The following is a 23,617-nucleotide window of genomic DNA, read 5'->3' on the forward strand; positions in this document are numbered from 1 at the left end:
ATTGGAGATAAATGAATGGAAAATATCAATCAAATTATTGAGCAACTCGGCTTAGAAGCCTGTTTAGCTTTAGATGAGATCCCACAGATCGATTTATATATGGACCAGGTGATTCAATTATTTGAAAATAAATTCACGGAAACAAAACGGAATGATGACGACAAAGTCCTCACCAAAACCATGATCAATAACTATGCAAAAGGAAAGCTCATTTTTCCAATCCATAATAAAAAATATTCAAAAGAACACCTAATCCTCATGAGCTTAATTTACCAGCTAAAAGGGGCCTTATCCATCAATGATATTAAAGTTACCCTTCAAGGGATCAATCAAAAAATTATCAAAGAGGAGATGGAGTTAGATTCTTTTTATACGAGTTATCTGAATTTAACACGCCAAAATGTTGAGGATTTCAAAGTAGACATTGAGGAAAGAGTAAAGGATGTTAGAGAAGAAATCACCGAGGATGAAAAAGGAAACTCGCCGTATCTTGAGCAGGTATTAATGATTTCTTCTCTCGTTCATATGAGTAATTTATATCGGAAAGTGGCCGAAAAACTAGTCGATGACATAACAGTAGGAAAAGAAGCAAAGCGTCACAAATAATTGTCGACGCTTTTTGCATTTTCAATGGTAATATCTTTGACCCCTAATCCGACTTCGATCACTTTTGGTGAGGAATTTCGGCTGATTAAATCATAAATTTGAATAGAATCCGCTCGATTTTCACCACCGAAGACTTTAATATCACTCCCCGCTTTTTTAAAATCTTTAACAGATATATGTTTTACTATCACATTTCTGGCCCGATACTGAAGGGCAATTACCGGTTGGCCTTTGTAGTCATAATCGGGATCACCAACCAAAGTAAAATGGTTAATGACTACATTTTTATAAGCTGAGACAACCATTCCGCGTGGCGTTGAGCCTTTATATAACTCAGTAAAAATCGGTGCGATGGATACAAGATTGGCAGCACTAATATTGTAGGCAGTTTGCGATTCAGCCTCCGTGCTTTTGTGATGTCCAATATGCCGGAAATTAAATGAGCGGTTATCGTTGACAGAAATATGCCCGATAATTTGTACATTTGAAGCGGCTGAAGAATTTTCGTGCGCTTTAATTTCCACCCCGCCAAAGCAACGAGCAGAAGAATTATTGAAAAGGACCACATTCCTCGAACCATCATCGACCTCAATCCCGTTGGAGTTGGAAAAGCCCATCTTGTGGGCACGACCACTTGGATCGCACATATGGCAACGTGAGATAAAAATATAATCGCTGTGGTGGGTGGTGATACCATCATCGCCGAAGCCATATCCATTTAGGTTATCGAGCCAAACATACTTGCTGCCGCCGCGGGCACGAAAGCCGTCACCCGCATAATTGTACAGAGTTGATGAAACATCAAAGCAATGCAGTCCCGGATTAATCGCTTCAACATCCTTAACCCAGCCATAGGTAACATTTGCATACGTTAAGCAGCTTGAGTGGTTCCCCCAGGTACTTGTTTTAACGACATTGCCTAGTCTTTCTACATTCCAGTCCAAACTTAGCGACCCCACGAAAAGATGGTGATTTCCGTTCCAATGATTAGAGTTTGTGATGAGTCGGGTGCCTTTTTTAGCTGAATCATGAAGTTTAATGGTTGTCACACCTTTTCCTGCGCCAACAAACATGGTCCAAGAGGGCAGTTGGATTCCCTTTGTTATAAATACTCCAGCTGGTACAACCACTTTCACCTTGCCGTTGCCAATCGCTTTTTTAAATGCAAGGGTGTTATCCGTCTTCCCATCGCCAATTGCTCCAAAATCTTCAACATGCACCTCTTTCATCATATTCTTATGTAAATTCAAGTTTTCTTCATCCAACATACCTTTCCAATCCGGAATCACATTTCCTTCAGAATCTACCTTAACCTTTACTTGATCATCAGAATTGGCGGTCGTCGATAAGAGACGAAAAAAAGCTGCTGTAATTTTTTGAAGAAGTGATCCTGTTAAATGCGGATTTTCCTTCTGACGAGGAGAGGCTTCATTCCCACGTATTCGATTGAAAAGTTGCTCGGTTACCTGAATGGCCTTTGTTAGGTCAATTTGGTTTGTAAATTGGGCAAGGATTGCGGCATTCTTTCTTGGATCATGGTTTTTCTCTAAATAAAGCAATCATTTCTCACTCCAAAGGAAATTCTTATTAAAATTATTATGACATTATTCGGCGATAAATAATATTTTCATTTTTAGGGAAAAATCCTTTTGAAATTACTTTACTAGAAGGAGATTATGAATTGAAAAGGTTAACTAAGAAATTTACCGTATTGCTATTGTCTATCGCCTTAATTTTACCTGCCATTAGCGTGAAGGCAACCCCGCCTCCACCACCAGTTAACCAGAAGCAGACCATGAGTGAGTCTGCTCACGAGCTAAAGTTTAACTTTAGAAGACTTTGGATGGAGCATGGCATTTGGACGAGAAGTTATATTGTTAGTGCGGCAGCAAATCTTGAGGACCAAGAAATTGTCCTGGCAAGACTTTTGAAAAATCAAGATGAACTCGGAAATGCAATCAAACCATTTTACGGCGAAGCAGCAGGAACAAAGCTTGCACAATTTTTACGAGAGGATATCCTGCTTGTCGGAAAGGTACTTGAAGCTGCCAAAGCCAATAACCAAGCTGATTTGCAAAAATATAATACTGCATGGTACAAAAATGCGGATGATATTGCCGCATTTCTCAGCAGTACAAATCCAAACTGGAATAAAAATGCAGTGAGGCAGTTACTTCATGCGCACTTAAAAATGATTACACAGAGTGTACTAGCAAGACTTAAAAAGGATTGGAACGGAGACATTCGTGCTTTTGATGAAGGCGAAATCCACCTGATTAAAATTGCTGACATAATATCAGATGGAATCATCAAACAGTTCCCTCAGAAGTTTTAACAAAAGGAAAGATTAGCTTGTGGACAGAATTTCACCAGTCTACAAGCTTTTTTTGCTCGTAGTTATTTATCTCATGTTTTTAATTTTGAAAAACGTAAATGAGGTGTCTAGCGGGGATAATTAATAAAAAAAGAAAAATACTAACAAATGTTCGGAGGTGGAATCAATGGATCAAAAAGATTTTGAACAAATTTATGAAGAATACAAGCAGGAGAGTCAGCAGCAAGCCCAAATTGAAGCAGGTGATAGTAATCCAGATGGCAAAGAAGAGTTCGTTTCCGTCAGGAAGAACGATGATGGAGATATTATCGCTTTTAAAACAAGCGCTGGACGCGAGTTGGATTATATCACGGCTTTGAATGAGGCGAAAGCTGGTAAGATCGCTCATGTGGATGTCTTTCACAAATATGGTCGTGACATCATCCGTAGTGAGCCAGACGGAATTAAAGAAAATAATCTGGATCAATTACCTGGTTTTTAAGGAGTGTGTCCATGCATTGGTATGAAAAGTTGAATCAGTATTTTCCTGTTGAAGAAATGAAATCAAGAGCACATATGGAAACCTTACTGAAAGAGCGATCAAACATCTATCATAAGGATGAGGGGCCAAACTATGTTTTGATGTATGCGGAATTAGACAATTTTGTGTTTATTGATTATCTATTTGTTTCAAAAAATGCCCGTGGACAGGGACTTGGCCATAAACTCTTGGAAAAGTTAAAACGAAAGGGTAAGCCCATTATCCTTGAAGTAGAGCCAGTCAACTATGAAGACAGCCATTCCGAAAAACGTCTCCATTTTTACAAAAGAGAAAGATTCGAGCACGCCGTGTCTATTGGTTATGAGAGAAGATCATTGGCGACAAATGAAGTTAATAGGATGGAGATCCTCTACTGGGCGCCTAATGAAGAATCAGAAGAAATGATTTTTGAAGCCATGAGAAAAACATATGATATGATTCACACCTATAAAGATCATCAGTTTTATGGTGAATCATATGAGCCAGTTGAGGAGGTCCTGACCTTTAACGAAGAAACTGAGAATAAAAATATTTTAAACGGGTTGTGACACCGGTGCTGTGCTTTCTCCAATTAAAAAAATGAGCCTGGGTATCCAAGCTCATTTTTTATTATTTACTTAGTTCGTATTGTGAAATTTTATCCTCATATGTCAAGGTAACACCAATTTCATCCCAGCCATTAAGCAGCATGACTTTTGGATACGGGGCAATTTCGAATGTAACCTTAAAGCCTTCGTTATCATAAACCACTTGATTCTCAAGGTCTACGGTTAATTGGTATTCTTCGGATTCAGCTTTTTTAATAATGTACTGAACTTGTTCGTCACTAACCTGGATAGGGAGAATCCCATTTTTTACACAATTGTTTTTAAAAATATCTGCATAACTCGGGGCAATGACAATTTTAAAGCCAAAATCTTGAACTGCCCATGGAGCGTGCTCACGAGAGGAGCCGCAGCCAAAGTTTTCACCGGCAACCAAAATTGATGCGCCATTATATTTTGGATCATTCAGAGAAAAATCAGGTCGAAGATTTCCATTGTCATCAAAGCGCCAATGATAAAACAGGAATTGGCCAAAGCCGCTGCGTTCAATCCGCTTTAAAAACTGCTTAGGGATAATTTGGTCAGTATCAACGTTTGACCGGTTTAATGGATAAACAAGGCCTTGATGGGTTTTTAACGGTTCCATATATTATCTAACCTCCTGTGCTGCAGAGAATTGACGGACATCAACGAAGTGGCCTGCAACAGCCGCAGCGGCTGCCATTTCAGGACTGACCAGATGGGTTCTGGCCCCGTTACCTTGGCGCCCTTCAAAATTTCGGTTAGAAGTGGATGCGCAGCGTTCCCCCGGTGGAACGATATCATCATTCATCGCAAGGCACATGCTGCATCCTGCTTCGCGCCATTCAAAGCCTGCATCTGTAAAGACTTTATCAAGTCCTTCTTTTTCTGCCGCAAGCTTAACGCTAAATGAACCAGGAACAACGATGGCGGTAACAGATGGGCTGACCTTTAAGCCCCGTATAACCTCAGCTGCACTTCGTAAGTCGCTTATGCGCGAATTTGTGCAAGAACCGATGAAAACATGGTCAATTTTTACACTTGAAATAGGCTGACCTGCTTCAAGACCCATGTATTCAAGCGCACGGTTAATCTCGTCCTTCTCGCTTGTCTTCTCAGTTTCATCAGGGTTTGGTACATTGGAAGTAATTGGAATACACATTCCTGGATTTGTTCCCCACGTTACCTGTGGTTCAACTTCGGCTGCTTCAATTTCAACAACCCGATCATAGGCAGCATCTTCATCCGTAGCAAGAGCCTTCCATTGTGCAACTGCTTCTTCAAACGCTTCGTCTTGAGGGACATGCCGTCTTCCTCTTAAGTATTCAAAAGTGGTTTCATCCGGAGTAATAAGCCCGGCTCTAGCACCCGCCTCAATGGACATGTTACAAACGGTCATTCGTTCTTCCATGGAGAGGGCGCGGATGGCTTCACCTGTATATTCCATCACATAGCCAGTTCCAAATTGGACACCGAATTTACCGATAATGGCAAGAATTAAGTCTTTAGCAGTTACGCCAGTACCTAGCTTTCCGTTCACTTTGACATTTAACGTTTTAGGCGGTGCTTGCCAAAGTGTTTGTGTTGCAAGAACATGCTCGACCTCACTTGTACCAATTCCAAAAGCAAGTGCACCAAATGCACCATGTGTAGAGGTATGACTATCACCGCAAACAATCGTTTTACCAGGCTGGGTAAGACCAAGTTCAGGTCCAATTACATGGACAATCCCGTTATCAGGATGATGAATATCAGCGAGTGTAATCCCGAATTCCTGACAATTCTCTTGCAGTGTATCGATTTGTTTTTTTGAAATAGGGTCATTGATAACAAGACGCTGGCGAGTTGGAACATTATGATCCATCGTTGCGAAAGTAAGGTCCGGTCGTCGCACCTTGCGCCCGTTCATTCGCAAGCCCTCAAATGCCTGAGGAGAGGTTACTTCGTGAACAAGGTGTAAATCAATATATAATAAATCCGGCTTTCCTTCTTCTTGATGTACAACATGCTTTTCCCAAATTTTTTGGATAATATTTTTTGGAGTTTGCATAGCGTCCTTCCTCACATTTATGAATTTTATTGTATGACTAACTAACAATTATTTTGGATAAATTTAGGGGTAAATCGCAACAAAGACGATTTACCCACCCAATCAATCATTAAAAATAACAGCTGGCGATACATTTCGAAGCGTTTTGCGATTTAATATAATCTGCAATAAGCTTCGTCATTTCCGCTGTCCCAACAAGGCGTCCATTTGCAACTTGAAGATCGCCTGTGTGGAAGCCAGCATCTAAAACAGATTGGACTGCATCTTCAATCACTTTTGCTTCGTCATTCAATTGGAATGAATAGCGGAGCATCAGTGCTGCAGACAAAATCATTGCAACTGGATTGGCTATACCCTTACCAGCGATATCTGGGGCAGAGCCATGAACAGGCTCATAAAGACCAACGCCATTTTCATTTAAACTAGCAGAAGGAAGCATACCAAGTGATCCTGTGATAACAGAGGCTTCATCGCTTAAAATATCACCAAATAGATTCTCCGTTACAATTACGTCGAACTGAGTTGGGTTAGTGATTAATTTCATAGCAGCAGCATCTACTAAAACATGTTCAACGGCTACATCTGGATACTGAGCTTTTTTCTCTTCGACAATTTCGCGCCATAGCTTACTGGATTCAAGTACATTTGCTTTATCAACCGAAGTAAGATGACCGCTGCGCTGCTGGGCTGCTTGAAAGCCCTTATCAACAATTCTTTCAATCTCTTGGCGAGAGTAAACAAGTGTGTCTACAACGGTGTTTCCGTTGTCGCGGCGTTCACTTGGTGTTCCGAAATAAAGGCCGCCAGTTAATTCACGAACGATAAGGAGGTCGCTCCCAGAGACTACTTCTTCCTTTAAGGGTGATGCATGAAGAAGGTTTTTAAATCCTTTGATCGGCCTTAAATTCGCATATAAATCAAGTGCCTTCCGGATTCCAAGCAAGCCTCGTTCAGGACGTAAATGGGAGGGATTGGTATCCCATTTTGGCCCCCCAACAGCACCCAGCAAGACCGCATCTGCCTGTTTACAAGCATTAACGGTTGTTTCAGGAAGCGGTGTGCCGTAAAGGTCAATGGCTGCTCCTCCGATTTCATGGCTTTCAAAGCTAAAAGTATGATTGTATTCTTCAGCAATTGCATTTAACACGTCTTTTGCAGAGTTAATAACTTCCTTACCAATGCCATCACCGGGAAGTAAGACAATTCGTTTTTTCATTAGAAGCAACCTCCTCATTTTTTGTTTGATTTTTTATATTTTCGCCGTTTCTTTCACAGTTGAACTTTGATTGAAAAATACACGATTCACTGCGTTCAAGAATGATTTTGCTGAAGCTTCCAGTACATCCTGTGCTGAACCGCGCCCGGTTACAGGTGATCCGTTCACCGTCATTTTGACATGAACCTCAGCAAGTGCATCCCGTCCTTGACCGATCGAGCTTAATCTAAAATCAGTAAGATGAATTTCTTCTTTAATCAGTGCTTCTAAGGTATTCATTAAAGCTTCGACACTGCCTGAGCCTGTGCGCGCCGTTTCCACGCGAATACCTTCGGGTGTGGTTAGAGCCACAGTTGCGGTTGGCAAGTTTGCTGAACCGTAATGGACTTGGAAGGCAACCAGTTCATATTTTTTAATATCAACAGCCGTTGTTTGGATATCGGTTAAAATTGCAAATAAATCTTCGTCTGTTACTTCTTTCTTACGATCGGTTAATAGTTTAAAAGCAGTAAACGCTTCGACTAGTTTTTCGTCCGAGAGTTCAAAGCCCATTTGCTCAATTTTATCTTTGAATGCATGGCGTCCGGAATGTTTGCCAAGAACTAAATCATTAGATTTAACCCCTACTAATTCAGGCGTAATAATCTCATAGGTTAACGTATTTTTTAAGACGCCATCCTGGTGGATCCCTGATTCATGTGCGAAGGCATTTTTTCCAACAACTGCTTTATTCGGAGGAACAATCATACCTGTAAAGCGGCTGACAAGGTCACTCGTGCGTTTTATTTCTTTTAACACGAGATTCGTAGTATAAGGATACTTATCTTTACGAATATTTAAGGCAACTCCAATTTCCTCTAAAGCTGCATTACCTGCGCGTTCTCCAATTCCATTAATCGTACCCTCGACTTGCGTAACCCCGTTTTCGATAGCAGCTAGGGAATTGGCAACGGCCATCCCTAAGTCATCATGACAATGGCAAGATAATGCTGCTTTATGAATATTTGGAACGTTGTCGCGGATGTAGCGGAACATGCGTCCATATTCTTCTGGTGTGGTATATCCGACTGTATCCGGAAGATTGATGACTGTTGCACCAGCATCGATGACCTTGGTAATAATTTGAACAAGAAAATCAAGGTCAGAGCGAGAAGCATCTTCAGCAGACCACTCAATATGCGGGAAGTTCCGTTTTGCATATGAAACCATGTCTACCGCTATTTGGGTAACTTCCTCTGGTGTTTTCATTAGTTTATATTGCATATGGATAGGAGAGGTGGCAAGGAAAACATGCAACCTTGGTTCTGCAGCATCTTTTAACGCATCCCACGCAATGTCAATGTCCGATTTCGTCGCTCTTGCCAGGCCTGTGACCGATACATTTTTAATATTCCGGGCGATTGCTCTTACTGCTTCAAAATCGCCTTGGGAGGAAGCCGGGAAGCCGGCCTCCATAATGTCAACACCAAACCGTTCAAGTTGTCTTGCGATTTCCAATTTTTCAAGCTGGTTTAAATTTACACCAGGGGACTGTTCGCCATCGCGTAATGTCGTATCGAAGATGTTAACGTGAACCATTTACCACCACTTCTTTCTTTGCATTTACTGGTTTGTTTTTAATAAACGGCATTAATGCACGAAGCTCACGACCTACTTGTTCAATTTGGTGATTGTTTTCAGCGCGATTAATTGCGTTGAATTGTGGACGGTTTGCTTGGTTTTCAAGGATCCAGCCCTTTGCAAACACTCCAGTTTGGATATCTGTTAATACGTCCTTCATCCGTGCTTTGGTATCTGCATTTACGACACGTGGTCCAGAAACGAAATCTCCCCATTGTGCAGTATCGGAGATTGAATAACGCATATTTTCAAAGCCACCTTCATATAAAAGGTCAACGATTAATTTTAATTCATGTAAACACTCAAAGTAGGCAACTTCAGGCTGATAACCAGCTTCAACAAGAGTTTCAAATCCAGCTTTGATAAGGGCAGTAGTTCCGCCGCAAAGAACAGCTTGTTCTCCGAAAAGATCTGTTTCTGTTTCTTCTTGGAAGGTAGTTTCTAAAACACCTGCACGGGCTGAGCCAATACCTTTTGCATAGGCAAGGGCAAGATCACGTGCTTGACCAGTGTAGTCTTGATAAACCGCGTAAAGTGCTGGTACACCAGCGCCTTCAGTGTAAGTACGGCGTACTAAATGACCTGGGCCTTTTGGTGCTACTAAGAATACGTCTACATCTGCAGGAGGAACGATTTGGCTAAAGTGAACATTGAAACCATGGGCAAAAACAAGGGCTTTACCTGCTTCAAGGTGTGGTTCGATGCTTTCATTGTAAACCTTTGGCTGCATTTCATCAGGAAGAAGAACCATAATAACGTCAGCTGCTGCAGCTGCCTCGGCAACTGAAGTAACTTCAACGCCATCTTCAACTGCTTTATCCCATGATTTTCCGCCTCTTAATCCAACTACTACATCAAAACCGCTCTCTTTTAAATTTAGTGCATGTGCATGACCTTGTGAACCATATCCAATTACTGCGATTTTCTTTCCTTGTAAAACCTCTTCTTGAATATCTCCGTTATATAGTACTTTTGCCATGATCTATCATCCTTTCAAGGTAAATTATTATTTTAGTAGGGTGTGGTGAGTTAGTTCGTTTACGTGCGGTTGATGCCCGCGTAAAAGGGCGGTCAACCCTGTTCTGGCAATCTCTTTAATTCCATAAGGGCGAAGCAATTCTAGTAATGCATCGACTTTTTCAGGTTTGCCGGTGATTTGAATGGTTAAGCTATCCTTACTTACGTCAATAACAATCGCACGAAATGGATCAATAATTCCGTTAATCTCACTGCGGAGCTGGCTGCTGCTGGCTACTTTAATCAAGGCCAATTCGCGGACAACGACTGCTTTATCAGTGATATCAGAAACTTTTAAAACATCAATCTGTTTATTGAGTTGCTTTGTCACTTGTTCGAGACGCTGTTCATCCTCAATCTCGACAACCAGGGTCATTCTTGAAACACCTTCCGTTTCTGTTGGACCAACGGAAATACTTTCAATATTGAATTGCCGTCTTTGCAAAAGTCCAGTAACGCGGTTGAGTACACCGGCTCGATCCTGAACGGTTGCGGTTATGATTCGCTTCATGGTTTCACCCCAATCATTTCATGGATTCCTTTGCCAGGGGCAATCATTGGGAATACTTTCTCTTGTTGAAGTACACGGCAATCAACTAATACCGGGCCATTATGAGCAAATACTTCCGGTAAAACAGTGATCAGTTCTTCTTGATTATTAACTTGATAACCCTTAATCGAATAGCTGTCTGCAAGTTTGACAAAATCAGGCTGTGTATGCAGGATCGATTCTGAAATACGGTTTCCGTGTAATAGTTCCTGCCATTGGCGAACCATTCCAAGTGCGCCGTTGTTGACAATAATGATTTTTACAGGAAGGTTTCTTTCATAAATAATCGATAATTCCTGAAGTGTCATTTGAAAACCGCCATCTCCAACAATTGCAACAACGGTACTATCCGGTGCGGCAATTTGTGCGCCAATCGCAGCAGGGAAGCCAAAGCCCATTGTTCCAAGTCCGCCAGAGGTAATCCAGCGGTGCGGCTCTTTAAAAGTGTAATACTGTGCTGCCCACATTTGGTGCTGCCCTACATCGGTTGCGACGATGGCGTCACCGTTCGTTACTTTATGGACTGCTTCAATGACCCATTGCGGACACATTCCGTTCGGATCATGCTTATACCAAAGTGGATATTCCTGCTTGTTTTGGCTCAGTTTTTCCAGCCATTCAGCAGAATTTGGTGATTCAATCGCTTGATCAAGCAGTTCAGTAAGTGCCTCTTTCGTATCAGAAACGATTGGGAGATTTGTTGGAATATTTTTACCAATTTCTGCTGGATCGATGTCAATATGGGCAACCTTCGCAAAAGGTGCGAAGTGTTTAAGATTACCTGTTAGTCTGTCATCGAAGCGGGCTCCAAAATTGATAAGCAGATCACATTCGTAAATGGCCATGTTAGCTGCATATGTTCCGTGCATTCCACCCATTCCTAACGAGAGGGGATGATCTGCCGGAAAAGTACCAAGTCCAAGTAAAGTTGTGACCACCGGGATCTGGTGTTTTTCCGCCAAAGCAGTTAGTTCAGCAGATGCTTTCCCATGGAGAACACCTGCGCCTGAAAGAATTACAGGCTTGATAGCTTTTGAAATTGAATCGGCAAGTTTTTTAATTTGTAATGGATTTGGCTTTGTTGTTGGCTGGTATCCAGGTAAATTTATGCTTGCTTCTTCTGGTTCCTCAGTTAAAAATCCTGCGGAAATATCTTTAGGGACATCGACTAAGACGGGCCCTGGTCGTCCAGTAGAAGCGATATGAAAAGCTTCTTTGACGATGCGTGGTAAGTCCTCGATAGATTGTACCTGATAGTTATGTTTCGTGATTGGTGTTGTAATCGCCATAACATCGGCTTCTTGAAAGGCGTCTGTTCCGATGACGCTTCGTGCAACCTGGCCGGTGAAAATAACAAGTGGCAGGGAATCCATCATCGCATCGGTTATCCCAGTCACAAGATTGGTTGCCCCAGGTCCTGATGTGGCGAGAACGACTCCAGGTTTCCCTGTAACTCGGGCATACCCTTCAGCTGCATGGATCATTCCTTGTTCATGTCGGAAGAGAACATGCTTGATTGTACCCTGGGCGCGGTAAATGGCATCATAGATTGGAAGGACGGCACCCCCGGGATATCCAAACAGCGTTTCCACACCTTCCTTTTTCAGTAAGTCGATGAGAAGGTCTGCACCGGTTCTCGGCTCTGTTGTAGTTTGGACCTCAAGCTTTTTTGCTTCTACTTTCACGTCATAATCCCTCCTTAAGGGTAAAATTGAATGTAGATGTCGGAAAATAGTGATTTGTTATTTTTGTATTATAATATAGAAATTTGTAAATAAACAGAAAATTTTGTTGGTAAAACGTCGGAATTTGACAATAAATCTTTATGCATAGTTAAAAAGGCCCATTCTCCACGAATTAACTGCAAAAACGAAAACATAAGCAGAATAATCGGGGAGAAAAGGCCTTTCATTTTCTCGGTACCACCCGGTTTTACAGTATCCTTACGAATACTGCCTTATGAAGCGATCCACGAAAGCATAGAACGCTTCTTTTTGTAACAGGTGCTCAAAGATATGCACCCGATTGAGCCTACTAAAGTCAGGACCGTTCAGCTCAACACTCAGGGATGATGTCGGAATAAGTTGTATTACTGGGCTTCCAGCAACCCCAGCTCTCTGAAAATACTAAATCTTATTCCTTTATTCCCGTCATCGATTTATTCGCTATTTTTTTGTCAAAAGATCTTTATTTAACGCCAATAATACCTTAACTTCCTTAGGAAGGGGAGGGGTACTACGAATTCCCATTGGTATTTCTAAAATTTCATGATCCCGCCAGTATTAGCAGATGTAACGAGTTTTGCATATTTTGCAAGGTAACCTGTTTTGATTTTTGGCTCTGGTTTCACCCATGCCTTACGTCTTTCTTCTAACACTTCATCATCTACAAGAAGTTCAATCGAGCGTGCTTCAAGATCAATTAAGATTTTGTCGCCATTTTCAACAAGGGCGATTGGTCCGCCTTCTGCTGCTTCAGGAGAGATATGACCGATGGAGATACCACGGCTAGCTCCCGAGAAGCGTCCATCTGTAATTAGGGCAACTTCTTTACCTAATCCACGACCCATAATCGCGGAAGTAGGTGCAAGCATTTCAGGCATTCCTGGACCGCCTTTTGGACCTTCATAGCGGATAACCACCACGTGTCCAGCTTGAACAGTACCGTTATTAATATTTTCTTGTGCTTCATCTTGGGATTCAAAGACAATTGCTTCACCCAGGAATTTTTTAATGGATGGATCTACTGCACCAACTTTGATAACACTTCCATCTGGAGCAATGTTTCCATAAAGGATGGATAATCCACCCACAGGGCTATATGGATAGTCTTTACTCCGGATGACATTTTCATTCGTGATTGTTGCATCCTTCACATTTTCAGCAAGGGTTTTTCCAGTAATAGTTAAGCAATTATCATGTAAGGCGCCTTCAACTTTATAAAGCTCATTGATAATGGCACTAACACCGCCTGCATGATGAATATCTTCCATTGAATAATCGGATGCCGGCATTATTTTTGCTAAATAAGGTACTCTTTCAGCAATGCTGTTAACATCACGTAAATCATAATCAATCCCAGCCTCATGAGCGATAGCTAGTGTATGAAGAACCGTGTTGGTTGAACCACCCATGGCCATATCTAAAGCAAATGCGTTATCGATTGCTTCTTTTGTAATGATGTCACGTGGACGAATATCCTGTTTCACTAATTCAACTAAATGCTTTGCAGCTTGGCGAATTAATTCATGCCTTTGATCTGAAGTTGCTACAATTGTTCCGTTTCCAGGAACAGTCATTCCTAATACTTCCATCAGACAGTTCATTGAGTTGGCTGTAAACATCCCTGAACATGACCCGCAAGTAGGGCAGGCATTGTTTTCGATGTCAAGCAGTTCCTGTTGGCTGATTGTACCGTTATGGTAAGCTCCAACACCTTCAAATACAGAAGTAAGAGAAAGGTTCTTTCCAGTCGAAGGCGAAACACCTGCTTCCATCGGTCCACCTGATACAAATACAGAAGGGACGTTTGTTCTCGCTGCTGCCATTAACATGCCAGGTGTAATCTTGTCACAGTTTGGAATGTAAAAAACACCATCGAACCAATGAGCATTAATCACGGTTTCGGCACTATCGGCGATAAGCTCGCGACTTGGAAGGGAATATCGCATCCCAATATGTCCCATCGCAATGCCATCATCCACACCAATCGTATTGAATTCAAATGGAATACCGCCAGCCTCACGGATGGCCTCTTTTACAATCTCACCGAAATGATTAAGGTGTTTGTGTCCTGGAATAATTTCAATAAACGAGTTACATACGCCGATAAACGGCTTTTCAAGATCACTCGTTTTTACCCCTGTTGCATATAAAAGGCTACGGTGGGGTGCCCGATCAATTCCCTTTTTAATCATATCGCTTCGCATATTAATTTAGCTCCTAACTGACGATTGCATGGTTTGAACCTGTCGGGTAACAAGCCACTCCGTCTGTTGTTACAATTTTCCTGAATTCTTCTAAAAGAACTTTAGTAACCTCACCAGGTTTTCCATCACTAATTTTACGGCCATCCACATCAATAACTGCAATTACTTCTACAGCTGTGCCGGTTAAGAACACCTCATCAGCCACATAGACATCATGTCTTGTAAATGGTGATTCACGGACTTCAAAGCCCTTGTCTCTTGCAATATCTAGGATAGCGTTTCGGGTAATTCCTTCTAACGCCCCCAAATAAACAGGCGGGGTATAGATGGCACCATTTTTTACAATAAAGATATTGTCAGCTGAGCCTTCAGTAACATAACCTTGATCATTAAGCATTAATGCTTCCTCAACGCCAGCTTGATTAGCCTCTAATTTTACAAGAATATTATTTAAATAGTTAAGTGATTTAATCTGTGGGCTTAGGACATCTGGGCGATTCCTTCGACTCGCAACAGATGCAATTTTAATTCCACGTTCGTAATACTCTTTAGGATACATGCTAAGTTCTTCAGCAATAATAATGACGCTTGGTATCGAGCAGGAAGAAGGGTCTAGGCCGAGATTCCCTTTTCCACGGGAAACAACGACACGAATATAGGCGCTTTCTAGCTGATTTTTTATAATTGTCTCTACGATTAATTGAGTCATTTCCTCCTGTGTGTATGGAATATTCAGCATAATGGATTGTGCTGATTCATACAGTCTTTTCAGGTGAGCATCGAGTCTAAAGACGTTTCCACTATAAACGCGTATGCCTTCAAACACACCATCACCATATAAAAAACCATGATCGAAAACTGAAACTACAGCATCTTCTTTCTTGACGAACTCGCCGCCAAGGAAAATCCATTGACTCCCCAACCTAACCACTCCTCTTTTGTGATAGAACGCTTTTAAATGACTAAACAAATTTTTTAAAAAGAATTGCCATACCCATCTCCAAATGGTGAGGAGCTATGGCAGTTATTGAATAGATGATTATTTTCGATAATCATACAACCAATCGAAAACATGGTCAATGAAAAAATCTGACAATTCAAATAAATCAAAAAAGTTGATAGCGTTTACATTATTGTAGTGATAAGGAAAACAGCGAAAAAAATTTTTTTGAAATTTTTTTATTTGTAGGTTATTTTGTCCTCGAAACGGGGGGAATATTCAGAGGTAAGTAAGATGGTGGTGTTGCAAAGTGAATTATATTTCAAACTTAAAATTTTTAATTCTAGACAAAAAAACACTAGTTTAAAATAGTGTTCTTATGATCAAAGCTTTGCAAGATGTTCATATACTTCTCGTAAATTACTATATCCGTTTTTTTGAGCTATTTTTAAATAGCTGGACCAAATTTGCGCTGTCATGATTGCATCGCCAAGTGCATGGTGGCGATCTTTTATAACAATCCCACATTTATGGCAGACTTCTTCTAGTGGTAATGATTTCATAGATGAATCTGATAGACGAATTAAGAAGGAGGTATCGATGATTCGATGTTCAAATCGTGCCTTTAACAGATCCCATGTCATTTTTTGCATAAAGGACTTTTCATGTTTAGAGTGATGTGCGACAAGGATATGGCTTTGTGCATACTTAAAAAATTGAATTAAGACATCCCTGGCATCCGGAGCATCCCGCAATTGATCTTCATGAATATTTGTTAAAGTTGAAATTTCTGCGGAAAGAGGAAGGTCTGATTTTACAAGTGAATAAAAAGTATGATTATCCTCGATATGCGGACCAATCATTTTTACTGCTCCGATCGAGAGGACACGATCTCCCTTTTCTGGATAAAAACCAGTGGTTTCCAAATCAAAGACAACGACTTCTAATTCGTTAAGCGGGGTATCTAAGTTGTTTTTTACTTTCATTTCTTTCTGCAGCTGCCGGATGAACGAGAGTTGTTGTGGATAGCTTTGCCCCTGAATCCCAGCATAAATATTAGAACTGACTTTGCCGGAAATTTGCCTAAAGTATTGTGCTAAATCATTTATTCTCATGTTTTCCCTCCTTTTCTATTAATTTTCTTACGGATTGATGAAGAGTAACCCCATTTTTAATGATGTCTTTCATTTCATTCTTTTGCTTTTTTGTTAGGATGTCGACCGGTAAATAGTGACCAGAATCATAGTCTGAGTGATTGACAAAAAGAAGACGATAGTTTAACAGTTTTAAAAACATAGCTGTATATAAATCCTTGTCATGTATCTGTAGTTTGTTGAGCCTTGATAGGGTAGAGGTCTCCGGTAGATTTTCTTTTACTGCCAATAACCGAGCCGCATTCACATATGGAAAGAGGGCAGTCTCCTTTATATTTAGAGACCCAGTATGTACCCCGTGAGTCTCTACTAAAAGCTGACCTAATACGCCAATCCCTTTTTTGAAATGAAGAGTATTGTTTGTCATTCTTGGCAGAAGATGTTCCTTTTGAACAGTCTGATAAACAAAGGTCTTTAGTTGTTCCAAGATTTGATGCTGTCCAAAAATAGAACGACCGTCAATAATGATGAGTAGATACCGTAACGATTCCCAAGACGCCTCTTGGGCCCAGTTCTTTATTTGCTTCTCCCATTCGGAATGGGATTTACACCAGAACGGATTGCCAGCCATGACACCGCCATCGCAATAAGGATAGCCTACTTGATAAAGACCTTTTGCAATTTCCTTTCCTAATGACAAAAAATAAGCTTTTGCTTCTGTTGTTGGATCGAGATAAACAATGCCATGGTCTTGGTCACTCCATACAGATTGTTCGAAACGTCCAGCACTCCCCATTACAAAGAAAGAAAAGGGAGACGGAGGAGGCCCATATCGAGCAAGAACTTCTTTCAGTGATATCTCCAATACCTGTTTAATCATGTTGTCATGAAGTTCGTTTAATTTGAAGTGATCCTGAGTAACGCGCTTCATGTGAAATTTTCTATATTCTGCAATGGCTGAGTAGGTATTATCATTCATATTTTCACCTCCACTTAAAAAATCTAGAAAATGTGCAAGCCCTAAATAGGAGTTGCACACTTAATGTATAAAAATTTAAAGAGCCTTGTTTTGTTCCGCTTTAAGCAATTCGGGATATCCATAGCTTCCGTGCTCGCTCATATCTAAGCCCATAATCTCTTCTTCTTCTGTGACACGCAAGCCATTCATTGCTTTTTTAATAATGGCAAGCAAGATAAAGGATGCGACCAAGGCGAAGGCACCAGAGGCGATAACGCCTAATGCTTGAACCCCGAGCTGATGGAAGCCGCCACCATAAAATAATCCAGGTTTTCCGACCGTGGCTAATTCTTTTGTTGCAAAGAAACCAGTTGATAACGTTCCCCAGACACCAGCCGTACCATGTACAGATAGTGCTGCGATTGGATCATCAATTCCTTTTTTCTCAAAGAAGTGAATACTATAAAATACAAGAATACCAGAGATAAAACCAATCAGGACAGCGGCCCAAGTATCAACAAATGCACAAGAAGCAGTAATCGCTACAAGGCCTGCTAATGCACCATTTAACATCATTGGAACATCTGCCTTACCCAATACGATCCAAGAGATAATCATTGCGGCAACGGTACCAGCAGCAGCACCAAGGTTTGTGTTTAATGCGACAAAGCCAAAGAAACCTTTGTCAACGGATAATGTACTGCCCGCGTTAAATCCGAACCATCCAACCCATAAGAGTAAAACACTTAGTGCTGTAAATACTTGGTTATGACCAGCTAGATTATTGGCGGAACCATCTTTATTAAATTTTCCGATACGTGGTTTTAATAGAATCGTAGCTGCCAGTGCAGCCATAGCACCAGTTAAGTGAACAACGGTGGAACCGGCGAAGTCTTGTTGACCAATCTCTGCTAACCAGCCGCCGCCCCAAATCCAGTGAGCGATTGGAGGATAAACAATAACAGAAAATAATACAGCGAATACGAGATAGACACCTAATTTTGCTCGTTCAGCAAACCCGCCAAATGCAATTGTTAAGGAAATACCTGCAAAAGCTAATTGGAATAAAAAGAAAACAGAACCAGAAAGTGATAAACTATCGATATCATAGCCTGAGTATAAGAAGTCAGAAAGGCCTATAAGTGCATTTCCTTTTCCGAAAATTAATCCAAATCCAACTGCCCAAAATACAATTGAGCTAATACTAAATGTGAGAATGGTTTTACCAGCAATATGTCCTGCATTTTTCATTCGGGTGGAACCTGTTTCTAACAGGATGAACCCGCCGATCATTAAAATGACAAGTATCGCTCCTAGCATTACCCAAAGACTGTTCATTAAGAATAAAGTATCCATTTTTTCTCCCCCTTTTAAATGATGTTAGTTTTCTTAACATTCGGTATGTTAGTATTCTTACATGATTCCGAATTAGTTTCTATAAATTTGGAAGATAATCTAACATGGTTTTTGATAATGAGGCATAACCCCAGCTTTTTGTCTGAACGGAGGGAGAAAAGTGCGATAAAAAATCCCATTCTCTATAGAAGGAATGGGATTGAAGGTTAGCTCCTTACTTTTTCCGTATACCAAATTGGGCGTTTAATTGCCCTTGAATCATCTTTCTGCGTACATCTTCTTGGTTGTGTTTCTTTTGTTCACGAAGCATTTCTTTCCTAATATCATGTGTTTGAATTCCGTCTTCAATTTTATTGGCAATATCCATCAATAGTTCAACATCTGAAAATGAAAATTTGCGGCTTCCTCCAGCAGACCTTTCAGGGAAAATAAGCTTTCGTTCTTCGTAATATCGTATTTGTCGTTCGGAGAGACCGGTGAGGTCCCGAACAATTCCAATTGTAATCACTTTTTTATCTTTATATGATATGTCTTTTCCCATTTTTGCCTCTCACCACACCCTGTTGTTTCAATATTTAATCAATTTGTTAATTTAATATATTATATGTTAGATTTTCTTACATTGGACTGGGTATTCAAACCATTTTACTTGTTTTTCAGAAGAAATTTCTATGGAGTGCATTCGTCATGATTTTGTTGGGGAAAATATTTTTTTGTATAGGCTTTCCAGTTCATTGAAGGTAAGAGAGTGAAGCTCGTGGTCAGAAGAATAAGACATGCCTGAGTCTAACAACTTCTTAATATAAAACTGCCTAAGGCGTTCGAGTCCTTTACGCAAATGAGTGGCCAACTTTCATCACCCCTTCAAACTGAAATTAATAATTTTGAAGTCTTCTTAAAAGTTCATTCGCCTGAGATCCCATTGTTTTCATGAGTTCTTCATACAACTCATCTCTTAATTTATCTAATTGAAGGATTCTTTCAGCTAGTTTAATATCAATTTTTCGATACATTGAAATCTTCCTTTCTTTCTTGTTTATAATGAAAAGTTAACTGAATTTTTGGTTCTTGTCAGTGGTTTTGTTAGATAAACTGACAGGAATTTTAAATCGTCATCTAAGATTGGGTAAAAGAATCTGACGATGTATATTTGGAAGCAAAAAGAACCGGGCGCATGCCCGGTCCTTAGATTTTCTCTTAGTATTCTCCATCAAATGGTGTGAATGGGAAATTAAATCTTCTTTCAACTGCACGAAGGCGTTGATTCACGCGTTGGAGTCTACGGTCGATTTGGGCTACTTGGCGTTGTAGTTGATTGATCTCCCTTTCTTGACGCTCATTCGCCCTCTCCAGTTGATTCAGTCTGCGCTCAACCTGCTGTGGCTGCCTTGCTGGGTCATATTGTTCAGGTTGAAGATAGGGATTAAATGGCTCTGCTGGAGCATAGGGATTCATTTGCTCTTGTTGATCATAGGAAATAAATTGTTCTGGTTGACCATAGTAATTCATTTGTTCTGGTTGTACATAGGCATTATAATCAACCGGCATTTGTGGCATTTGATAATAACCATACGGATTCATTGGGCATCTCTCCTTATGTGGTAAATACCCTATAGATTATGTAGGTGTATAGGAGGTGTATCGGCGAATGCCCATGACAAAGTCATCTCAAGAAAAAGAATATGCAATGTAAAAAGGAGGATCCAGGAGTAATAGATGGAAATAAAAGAAGTTATTATTCTACGATGCTAAACACTTCAGGTTATTACAGTATTAATATGGTAAAATATTTAAAATATTGAATATAAAGTCAAAACAGGGTATAATCATGTATATTCGGAATATTATCAATTCTTACAATAATTACTTTTATAAAAAAACATTGGAGGTCTGAACAAATGAAGAAATTTAAACTATTTTCAACTGTATTAATGGCAGCACTACTCTTAGTTCTTTCAGCTTGTGGAACGAGTAAGAGTACAAGCACAACAACTGGGGGAGACGGGGAAAAGAAGACATTGCGTGTGGTAACAGATGCCGCCTATGCACCGTTTGAATACCAGGATAAAGGGGAAGTTGTCGGTTTTGATATTGATTTTATCAATGCAGTGGCAAAAGAAGCTGGTTATAAAATTAAGGTGGAGCATGTTGGCTGGGATCCAATTTTTGTTGAATTAGATAAGAAAATCGCTGACATTGGACTTTCCGCCATCACCATCAACGATGAAAGAAAACAAACCTATGATTTTTCAGTACCTTACTTTTTATCAACCAATAAAATCTTAGTTCCAAAAGATAGTGATATTAAGAGTGCAGCAGATTTAAAGAATAATAAAACGGTAGCCGTTCAAAATGCAACAACTGGACAAGAAGCAGTTGAAGGTCTTTTAGGCAAAAATAGCGATAAAATCAAAAAGTTTGAAAATAATAACCTAGCAATCTTAGAACTAAAAAGCGGCGGAGCAGATGCTGTAGTTGCTGATAACACAGTTATCGAGCAATATGCAAAAAACAACCCGAAAGATAATTTTGTTGTCATTGAAGATTCAAGTGCTTTTGCTAAGGAATTTTACGGATTAATGTTTCCAAAGGGAAGCAAGATTAAAGCAGACTTTGATAAAGCTGTAAAAGCGGTTATTGATAACGGAACGTATGCAGATGTATACAAGAAGTGGTTTAAAGTAGAACCAGATACCCAAATCTTAAAGGATCAGCAGTAATATTGCTTATTAAATTGCGTAACTCTTACTTAGCAGTTACGCAATTTTTGCTAGTTAGATTCGATAATTAGCTTGTTGTTTAATAGGGGGATTTAAAGTATGGATTTTCGTTGGGATATTTTAGTTGAATATGCTCCTTTTTTTCTTAAAGGAACAATATTAACCATTGGGCTTTCAATCGCAAGCATTTTGATTGGTACCATTCTTGGCTTATTCATCGGATTAGGGAAAATAATGAAAAATAAGCTCCTCGCCTGGCCTTTTACCATTTACATTACCTTTTTTCGAGGTACACCATTACTTGTTCAAATATTATTAATCCATTTTGCCGTCGTACCTCTTTTTCTTGGAAAAACAAGTCCTATTTTAGCTGCAATTCTTACTCTATCATTAAACGCTGCGGCATATATCGCTGAAATCTTCCGTGCGGGAATTCAATCGATTGATCGGGGCCAGATGGAGGCAGCTCGTTCTTTAGGGATGAATCATGTACAAGCTATGCGGTATATCATCCTCCCGCAATCCTTTAAACGAATGATTCCACCGCTTGGAAATGAATTTATCGTCTTAATAAAAGAGTCATCGCTGGCGGCTCTTATTGCAGCCCCTGAACTTATGTATTGGGGACGAGCCATGCAGGGACAGTATTTCCGAGTCTGGGAACCGTATCTTGCGGCCGCAGTTATTTATCTTGTGTTAACACTTTCCTTAAGCTTCCTGTTAAATCTTCTTGAAAGGAGGTTGGCAACCGAATGATTCAGGTAAAGAATTTAAAAAAATCCTTTGGCAAAAACGAAGTCCTCAAGGACATCAATGTTACAGTCAAGAATCAAGAAGTAGTCGTGGTAATTGGACCTTCGGGTTCCGGAAAATCAACATTTCTTCGCTGCATAAATATGCTAGAAACGATTACCGGTGGTCATGTCTTAATTGAAGGAATCGATTTGACGGACAAAAAAACAGATATCAATAAAGTACGTACAGAAGTGGGAATGGTTTTTCAGCAATTCAATCTTTTTCCGCATAAAAAAGTGATTGAAAATATAATGCTTGCACCAATGAAAGTAAGAAATATTCCAAAGGAAAAAGCGAGAGCTAAGGGGTTGGACCTTTTACGGAAAGTTGGATTAGAGGATAAGGCAGATGCCTATCCCGATTCTTTATCAGGCGGGCAAAAGCAGCGGGTTGCGATTGCAAGGGCACTAGCAATGGAGCCGAAAATTATGCTTTTTGATGAACCGACGTCTGCACTCGACCCTGAAATGGTTGGCGAGGTACTTGAGGTTATGAAGGACCTAGCTAAAGAAGGAATGACGATGGTGGTTGTGACACATGAAATGGGCTTTGCCAAAGAAGTTGGCGATCGGGTTATATTTATGGATGGCGGATTGATTGTCGAAGAAAATGTTCCGAACGAATTATTTGATCATCCGAAGGAAGAACGGACAAAGGCGTTTTTAAGTAAGGTTTTATAACGAAAAGGGAGGCTCAAAGCCTCCTTTTTGTTATTTCCTCGAATGCCATCTAGTTTTTATAGGTGGTCATTTCTATTACTCCTTTCTTTATTCAAAGTCAAAAACATCCACAATCCGGTCTGCTTTTAGCCGGTTTTGACACAGTTTAAATAATTGTCCCAAAAATACTTCAACCTCAAGTAATGTAGAAGGCAGTTTGATTTGAACGGTTGTTGAACCAAACATTTGTTTAAAATAGGCTTTTCTTTGGTCATTTTTTCCATCCCGTTTAAATGGTTTGTATCCCCAGACAATATGAGGCACCCCATCAATTTCTTGGATTTGTCGTATCTCTGCGCAGGTTGTGGACCGATCATGTGCATAAATGACTAAATAATAGTTGTCATTACGATGCCAATCAATGAATAAAAAATAATAACCCGTATCGCTATCTGGCCTGGTTACCTCATATGCTGCTAACGTTGGTTTTCCATTAGTCCATTGATGAAACTTTTGGAGGCTTCCACCTGTAATTTCAAGTTGTTTAATCTCATAGGCCGATGAATTAGAGGATTCGATACAGTTAGCTAAAAATATAGCTTGTTCCTTTTCCAACTTAGATTTCCCCTTTATGTATTTGAACCAATTATACTTTGAAAGTAGATGAAAAAGAAAGAATGTCCAAAT

The 23,617-nt window shown here is 40.2% G+C and carries 25 protein-coding genes; 7 read left to right on the top strand and 18 right to left on the bottom strand.

From position 1 onward, the window contains the following. The first annotated feature begins 15 nt into the window (after positions 1 to 15). Entirely contained in the window at positions 16 to 606 is a 591-nt protein-coding gene (locus J7E66_RS19200; protein ID WP_215002797.1) for a DUF1836 domain-containing protein, read from the top strand. Here J7E66_RS19200 and J7E66_RS19205 read toward each other — a convergent pair. Then, complete coding sequence (locus tag J7E66_RS19205; RefSeq protein ID WP_215002799.1) at positions 597 to 2,165, bottom strand: glycoside hydrolase family 55 protein; 1,569 nt, start codon at positions 2,163 to 2,165, stop codon at positions 597 to 599. The genes J7E66_RS19200 and J7E66_RS19205 overlap by 10 nt on opposite strands. 122 nt (positions 2,166 to 2,287) lie before the next feature. On the opposite strand from J7E66_RS19205, the gene J7E66_RS19210 reads away from it, so the two are divergent. The 3 genes from J7E66_RS19210 (at position 2,288) to J7E66_RS19220 (ending at position 4,009) form a co-directional block, all read left to right on the top strand. Further along, a complete protein-coding gene (locus J7E66_RS19210) occupies positions 2,288 to 2,941 on the top strand; it encodes a glycosyltransferase (RefSeq protein WP_215002801.1) in 654 nt (217 codons plus the stop codon). 166 nt (positions 2,942 to 3,107) lie between these two features. Next, positions 3,108 to 3,422, top strand: coding sequence for a DUF3892 domain-containing protein (locus J7E66_RS19215; protein ID WP_215002803.1), 315 nt, complete (start codon positions 3,108 to 3,110; stop codon positions 3,420 to 3,422). Positions 3,423 to 3,433: 11 nt separating this feature from the next. After that, positions 3,434 to 4,009, top strand: coding sequence for a GNAT family N-acetyltransferase (locus J7E66_RS19220; protein ID WP_215002805.1), 576 nt, complete (start codon positions 3,434 to 3,436; stop codon positions 4,007 to 4,009). 61 nt (positions 4,010 to 4,070) lie between these two features. Here the strand turns inward: J7E66_RS19220 and leuD are convergent, their stop codons facing one another. From leuD to J7E66_RS19300, 16 genes are all read right to left on the bottom strand, one after another. Continuing rightward, positions 4,071 to 4,652, bottom strand: coding sequence for a 3-isopropylmalate dehydratase small subunit (leuD, locus tag J7E66_RS19225; protein ID WP_215002807.1), 582 nt, complete (start codon positions 4,650 to 4,652; stop codon positions 4,071 to 4,073). Between the two features lie 3 nt (positions 4,653 to 4,655). After that, positions 4,656 to 6,077, bottom strand: coding sequence for a 3-isopropylmalate dehydratase large subunit (gene leuC, locus J7E66_RS19230; RefSeq protein ID WP_215002809.1), 1,422 nt, complete (start codon positions 6,075 to 6,077; stop codon positions 4,656 to 4,658). 109 nt (positions 6,078 to 6,186) lie between these two features. Further along, positions 6,187 to 7,293, bottom strand: a complete 1,107-nt coding sequence (gene leuB / locus J7E66_RS19235) for a 3-isopropylmalate dehydrogenase (RefSeq protein WP_215002811.1) — start codon at positions 7,291 to 7,293, stop codon at positions 6,187 to 6,189. A gap of 33 nt (positions 7,294 to 7,326) precedes the next feature. Continuing rightward, on the bottom strand, positions 7,327 to 8,871 hold the full coding sequence (locus J7E66_RS19240) for a 2-isopropylmalate synthase (RefSeq protein WP_168242129.1): 1,545 nt from the start codon (positions 8,869 to 8,871) through the stop codon (positions 7,327 to 7,329). Next, entirely contained in the window at positions 8,858 to 9,892 is a 1,035-nt protein-coding gene (gene ilvC / locus J7E66_RS19245) for a ketol-acid reductoisomerase (RefSeq protein WP_215002813.1), read from the bottom strand. The genes J7E66_RS19240 and ilvC overlap by 14 nt, the downstream gene beginning before the upstream one ends. 27 nt (positions 9,893 to 9,919) lie before the next feature. After that, positions 9,920 to 10,441, bottom strand: coding sequence for an acetolactate synthase small subunit (ilvN, locus tag J7E66_RS19250; RefSeq protein ID WP_215002815.1), 522 nt, complete (start codon positions 10,439 to 10,441; stop codon positions 9,920 to 9,922). Beyond that, positions 10,438 to 12,165, bottom strand: coding sequence for a biosynthetic-type acetolactate synthase large subunit (gene ilvB / locus J7E66_RS19255; protein WP_215002816.1), 1,728 nt, complete (start codon positions 12,163 to 12,165; stop codon positions 10,438 to 10,440). Before ilvB ends, ilvN begins: the two co-directional genes overlap by 4 nt. Positions 12,166 to 12,737: 572 nt before the next feature. After that, a complete protein-coding gene (gene ilvD / locus J7E66_RS19260) occupies positions 12,738 to 14,408 on the bottom strand; it encodes a dihydroxy-acid dehydratase (RefSeq protein ID WP_215002817.1) in 1,671 nt (556 codons plus the stop codon). Positions 14,409 to 14,421: 13 nt separating this feature from the next. After that, complete coding sequence (gene ilvE, locus J7E66_RS19265) at positions 14,422 to 15,330, bottom strand: branched-chain-amino-acid transaminase (RefSeq protein WP_215002819.1); 909 nt, start codon at positions 15,328 to 15,330, stop codon at positions 14,422 to 14,424. A 401-nt stretch (positions 15,331 to 15,731) separates the two neighbouring features. Then, positions 15,732 to 16,463 carry an exonuclease domain-containing protein gene (locus tag J7E66_RS19270; RefSeq protein WP_215002821.1) on the bottom strand — a complete coding sequence of 244 codons (732 nt, stop codon included), beginning with the start codon at positions 16,461 to 16,463 and terminating at the stop codon, positions 15,732 to 15,734. Beyond that, on the bottom strand, positions 16,450 to 17,421 hold the full coding sequence (locus tag J7E66_RS19275; RefSeq protein WP_215002823.1) for a DUF294 nucleotidyltransferase-like domain-containing protein: 972 nt from the start codon (positions 17,419 to 17,421) through the stop codon (positions 16,450 to 16,452). Before J7E66_RS19275 ends, J7E66_RS19270 begins: the two co-directional genes overlap by 14 nt. Positions 17,422 to 17,496: 75 nt before the next feature. Next, positions 17,497 to 18,756 carry an ammonium transporter gene (locus J7E66_RS19280; protein ID WP_215002825.1) on the bottom strand — a complete coding sequence of 420 codons (1,260 nt, stop codon included), beginning with the start codon at positions 18,754 to 18,756 and terminating at the stop codon, positions 17,497 to 17,499. A 214-nt stretch (positions 18,757 to 18,970) separates the two neighbouring features. Beyond that, complete coding sequence (locus J7E66_RS19285) at positions 18,971 to 19,297, bottom strand: MerR family transcriptional regulator (protein ID WP_098930184.1); 327 nt, start codon at positions 19,295 to 19,297, stop codon at positions 18,971 to 18,973. Between the two features lie 144 nt (positions 19,298 to 19,441). Next, positions 19,442 to 19,606, bottom strand: a complete 165-nt coding sequence (locus J7E66_RS32930; protein WP_215002827.1) for a Fur-regulated basic protein FbpA — start codon at positions 19,604 to 19,606, stop codon at positions 19,442 to 19,444. 25 nt (positions 19,607 to 19,631) lie between these two features. Then, positions 19,632 to 19,769, bottom strand: a complete 138-nt coding sequence (locus J7E66_RS19295) for a hypothetical protein (RefSeq protein WP_215002829.1) — start codon at positions 19,767 to 19,769, stop codon at positions 19,632 to 19,634. 184 nt (positions 19,770 to 19,953) lie between these two features. After that, a complete protein-coding gene (locus tag J7E66_RS19300) occupies positions 19,954 to 20,337 on the bottom strand; it encodes a hypothetical protein (RefSeq protein WP_215002830.1) in 384 nt (127 codons plus the stop codon). A 317-nt stretch (positions 20,338 to 20,654) separates the two neighbouring features. On the opposite strand from J7E66_RS19300, the gene J7E66_RS19305 reads away from it, so the two are divergent. The 3 genes from J7E66_RS19305 to J7E66_RS19315 all read left to right on the top strand — a co-directional run bounded on the left by J7E66_RS19305 (position 20,655) and on the right by J7E66_RS19315 (position 22,951). Then, positions 20,655 to 21,476 (top strand): basic amino acid ABC transporter substrate-binding protein, encoded by an 822-nt coding sequence (locus J7E66_RS19305; protein WP_215002832.1) that lies wholly within the window; start codon positions 20,655 to 20,657, stop codon positions 21,474 to 21,476. Between the two features lie 99 nt (positions 21,477 to 21,575). Then, complete coding sequence (locus J7E66_RS19310; protein ID WP_215002834.1) at positions 21,576 to 22,232, top strand: amino acid ABC transporter permease; 657 nt, start codon at positions 21,576 to 21,578, stop codon at positions 22,230 to 22,232. Further along, positions 22,229 to 22,951: an amino acid ABC transporter ATP-binding protein gene (locus J7E66_RS19315; protein WP_215002836.1), complete on the top strand. Its 723-nt coding sequence runs from the start codon at positions 22,229 to 22,231 to the stop codon at positions 22,949 to 22,951. The genes J7E66_RS19310 and J7E66_RS19315 overlap by 4 nt, the downstream gene beginning before the upstream one ends. Before the next feature lie 87 nt (positions 22,952 to 23,038). On the opposite strand, the gene J7E66_RS19320 is transcribed toward J7E66_RS19315, so the two are convergent. Beyond that, a complete protein-coding gene (locus tag J7E66_RS19320) occupies positions 23,039 to 23,545 on the bottom strand; it encodes a hypothetical protein (RefSeq protein ID WP_215002838.1) in 507 nt (168 codons plus the stop codon). Positions 23,546 to 23,617 lie beyond the last annotated feature (72 nt).

The sequence above is a fragment of the Bacillus sp. ISL-7 genome (assembly GCF_018613065.1).

Excerpts from the sequence above, each read along its gene's own strand:
- J7E66_RS19200 (WP_215002797.1), top strand. The coding sequence starts at position 16 with ATGGAAAATATCAATCAAATTATTGAGCAACTCGGCTTAGAAGCCTGT.
- J7E66_RS19215 (WP_215002803.1), top strand. The coding sequence starts at position 3,108 with ATGGATCAAAAAGATTTTGAACAAATTTATGAAGAATACAAGCAGGAG.
- J7E66_RS19220 (WP_215002805.1), top strand. The coding sequence starts at position 3,434 with ATGCATTGGTATGAAAAGTTGAATCAGTATTTTCCTGTTGAAGAAATG.
- leuD (WP_215002807.1), bottom strand. The coding sequence starts at position 4,652 with ATGGAACCGTTAAAAACCCATCAAGGCCTTGTTTATCCATTAAACCGG.
- leuC (WP_215002809.1), bottom strand. The coding sequence starts at position 6,077 with ATGCAAACTCCAAAAAATATTATCCAAAAAATTTGGGAAAAGCATGTT.
- leuB (WP_215002811.1), bottom strand. The coding sequence starts at position 7,293 with ATGAAAAAACGAATTGTCTTACTTCCCGGTGATGGCATTGGTAAGGAA.
- J7E66_RS19240 (WP_168242129.1), bottom strand. The coding sequence starts at position 8,871 with ATGGTTCACGTTAACATCTTCGATACGACATTACGCGATGGCGAACAG.
- ilvC (WP_215002813.1), bottom strand. The coding sequence starts at position 9,892 with ATGGCAAAAGTACTATATAACGGAGATATTCAAGAAGAGGTTTTACAA.
- ilvN (WP_215002815.1), bottom strand. The coding sequence starts at position 10,441 with ATGAAGCGAATCATAACCGCAACCGTTCAGGATCGAGCCGGTGTACTC.
- ilvD (WP_215002817.1), bottom strand. The coding sequence starts at position 14,408 with ATGCGAAGCGATATGATTAAAAAGGGAATTGATCGGGCACCCCACCGT.
- J7E66_RS19270 (WP_215002821.1), bottom strand. The coding sequence starts at position 16,463 with ATGAGAATAAATGATTTAGCACAATACTTTAGGCAAATTTCCGGCAAA.
- J7E66_RS19275 (WP_215002823.1), bottom strand. The coding sequence starts at position 17,421 with ATGAATGATAATACCTACTCAGCCATTGCAGAATATAGAAAATTTCAC.
- J7E66_RS19280 (WP_215002825.1), bottom strand. The coding sequence starts at position 18,756 with ATGGATACTTTATTCTTAATGAACAGTCTTTGGGTAATGCTAGGAGCG.
- J7E66_RS19285 (WP_098930184.1), bottom strand. The coding sequence starts at position 19,297 with ATGGGAAAAGACATATCATATAAAGATAAAAAAGTGATTACAATTGGA.
- J7E66_RS19295 (WP_215002829.1), bottom strand. The coding sequence starts at position 19,769 with ATGTATCGAAAAATTGATATTAAACTAGCTGAAAGAATCCTTCAATTA.
- J7E66_RS19300 (WP_215002830.1), bottom strand. The coding sequence starts at position 20,337 with ATGAATCCGTATGGTTATTATCAAATGCCACAAATGCCGGTTGATTAT.
- J7E66_RS19305 (WP_215002832.1), top strand. The coding sequence starts at position 20,655 with ATGAAGAAATTTAAACTATTTTCAACTGTATTAATGGCAGCACTACTC.
- J7E66_RS19310 (WP_215002834.1), top strand. The coding sequence starts at position 21,576 with ATGGATTTTCGTTGGGATATTTTAGTTGAATATGCTCCTTTTTTTCTT.
- J7E66_RS19315 (WP_215002836.1), top strand. The coding sequence starts at position 22,229 with ATGATTCAGGTAAAGAATTTAAAAAAATCCTTTGGCAAAAACGAAGTC.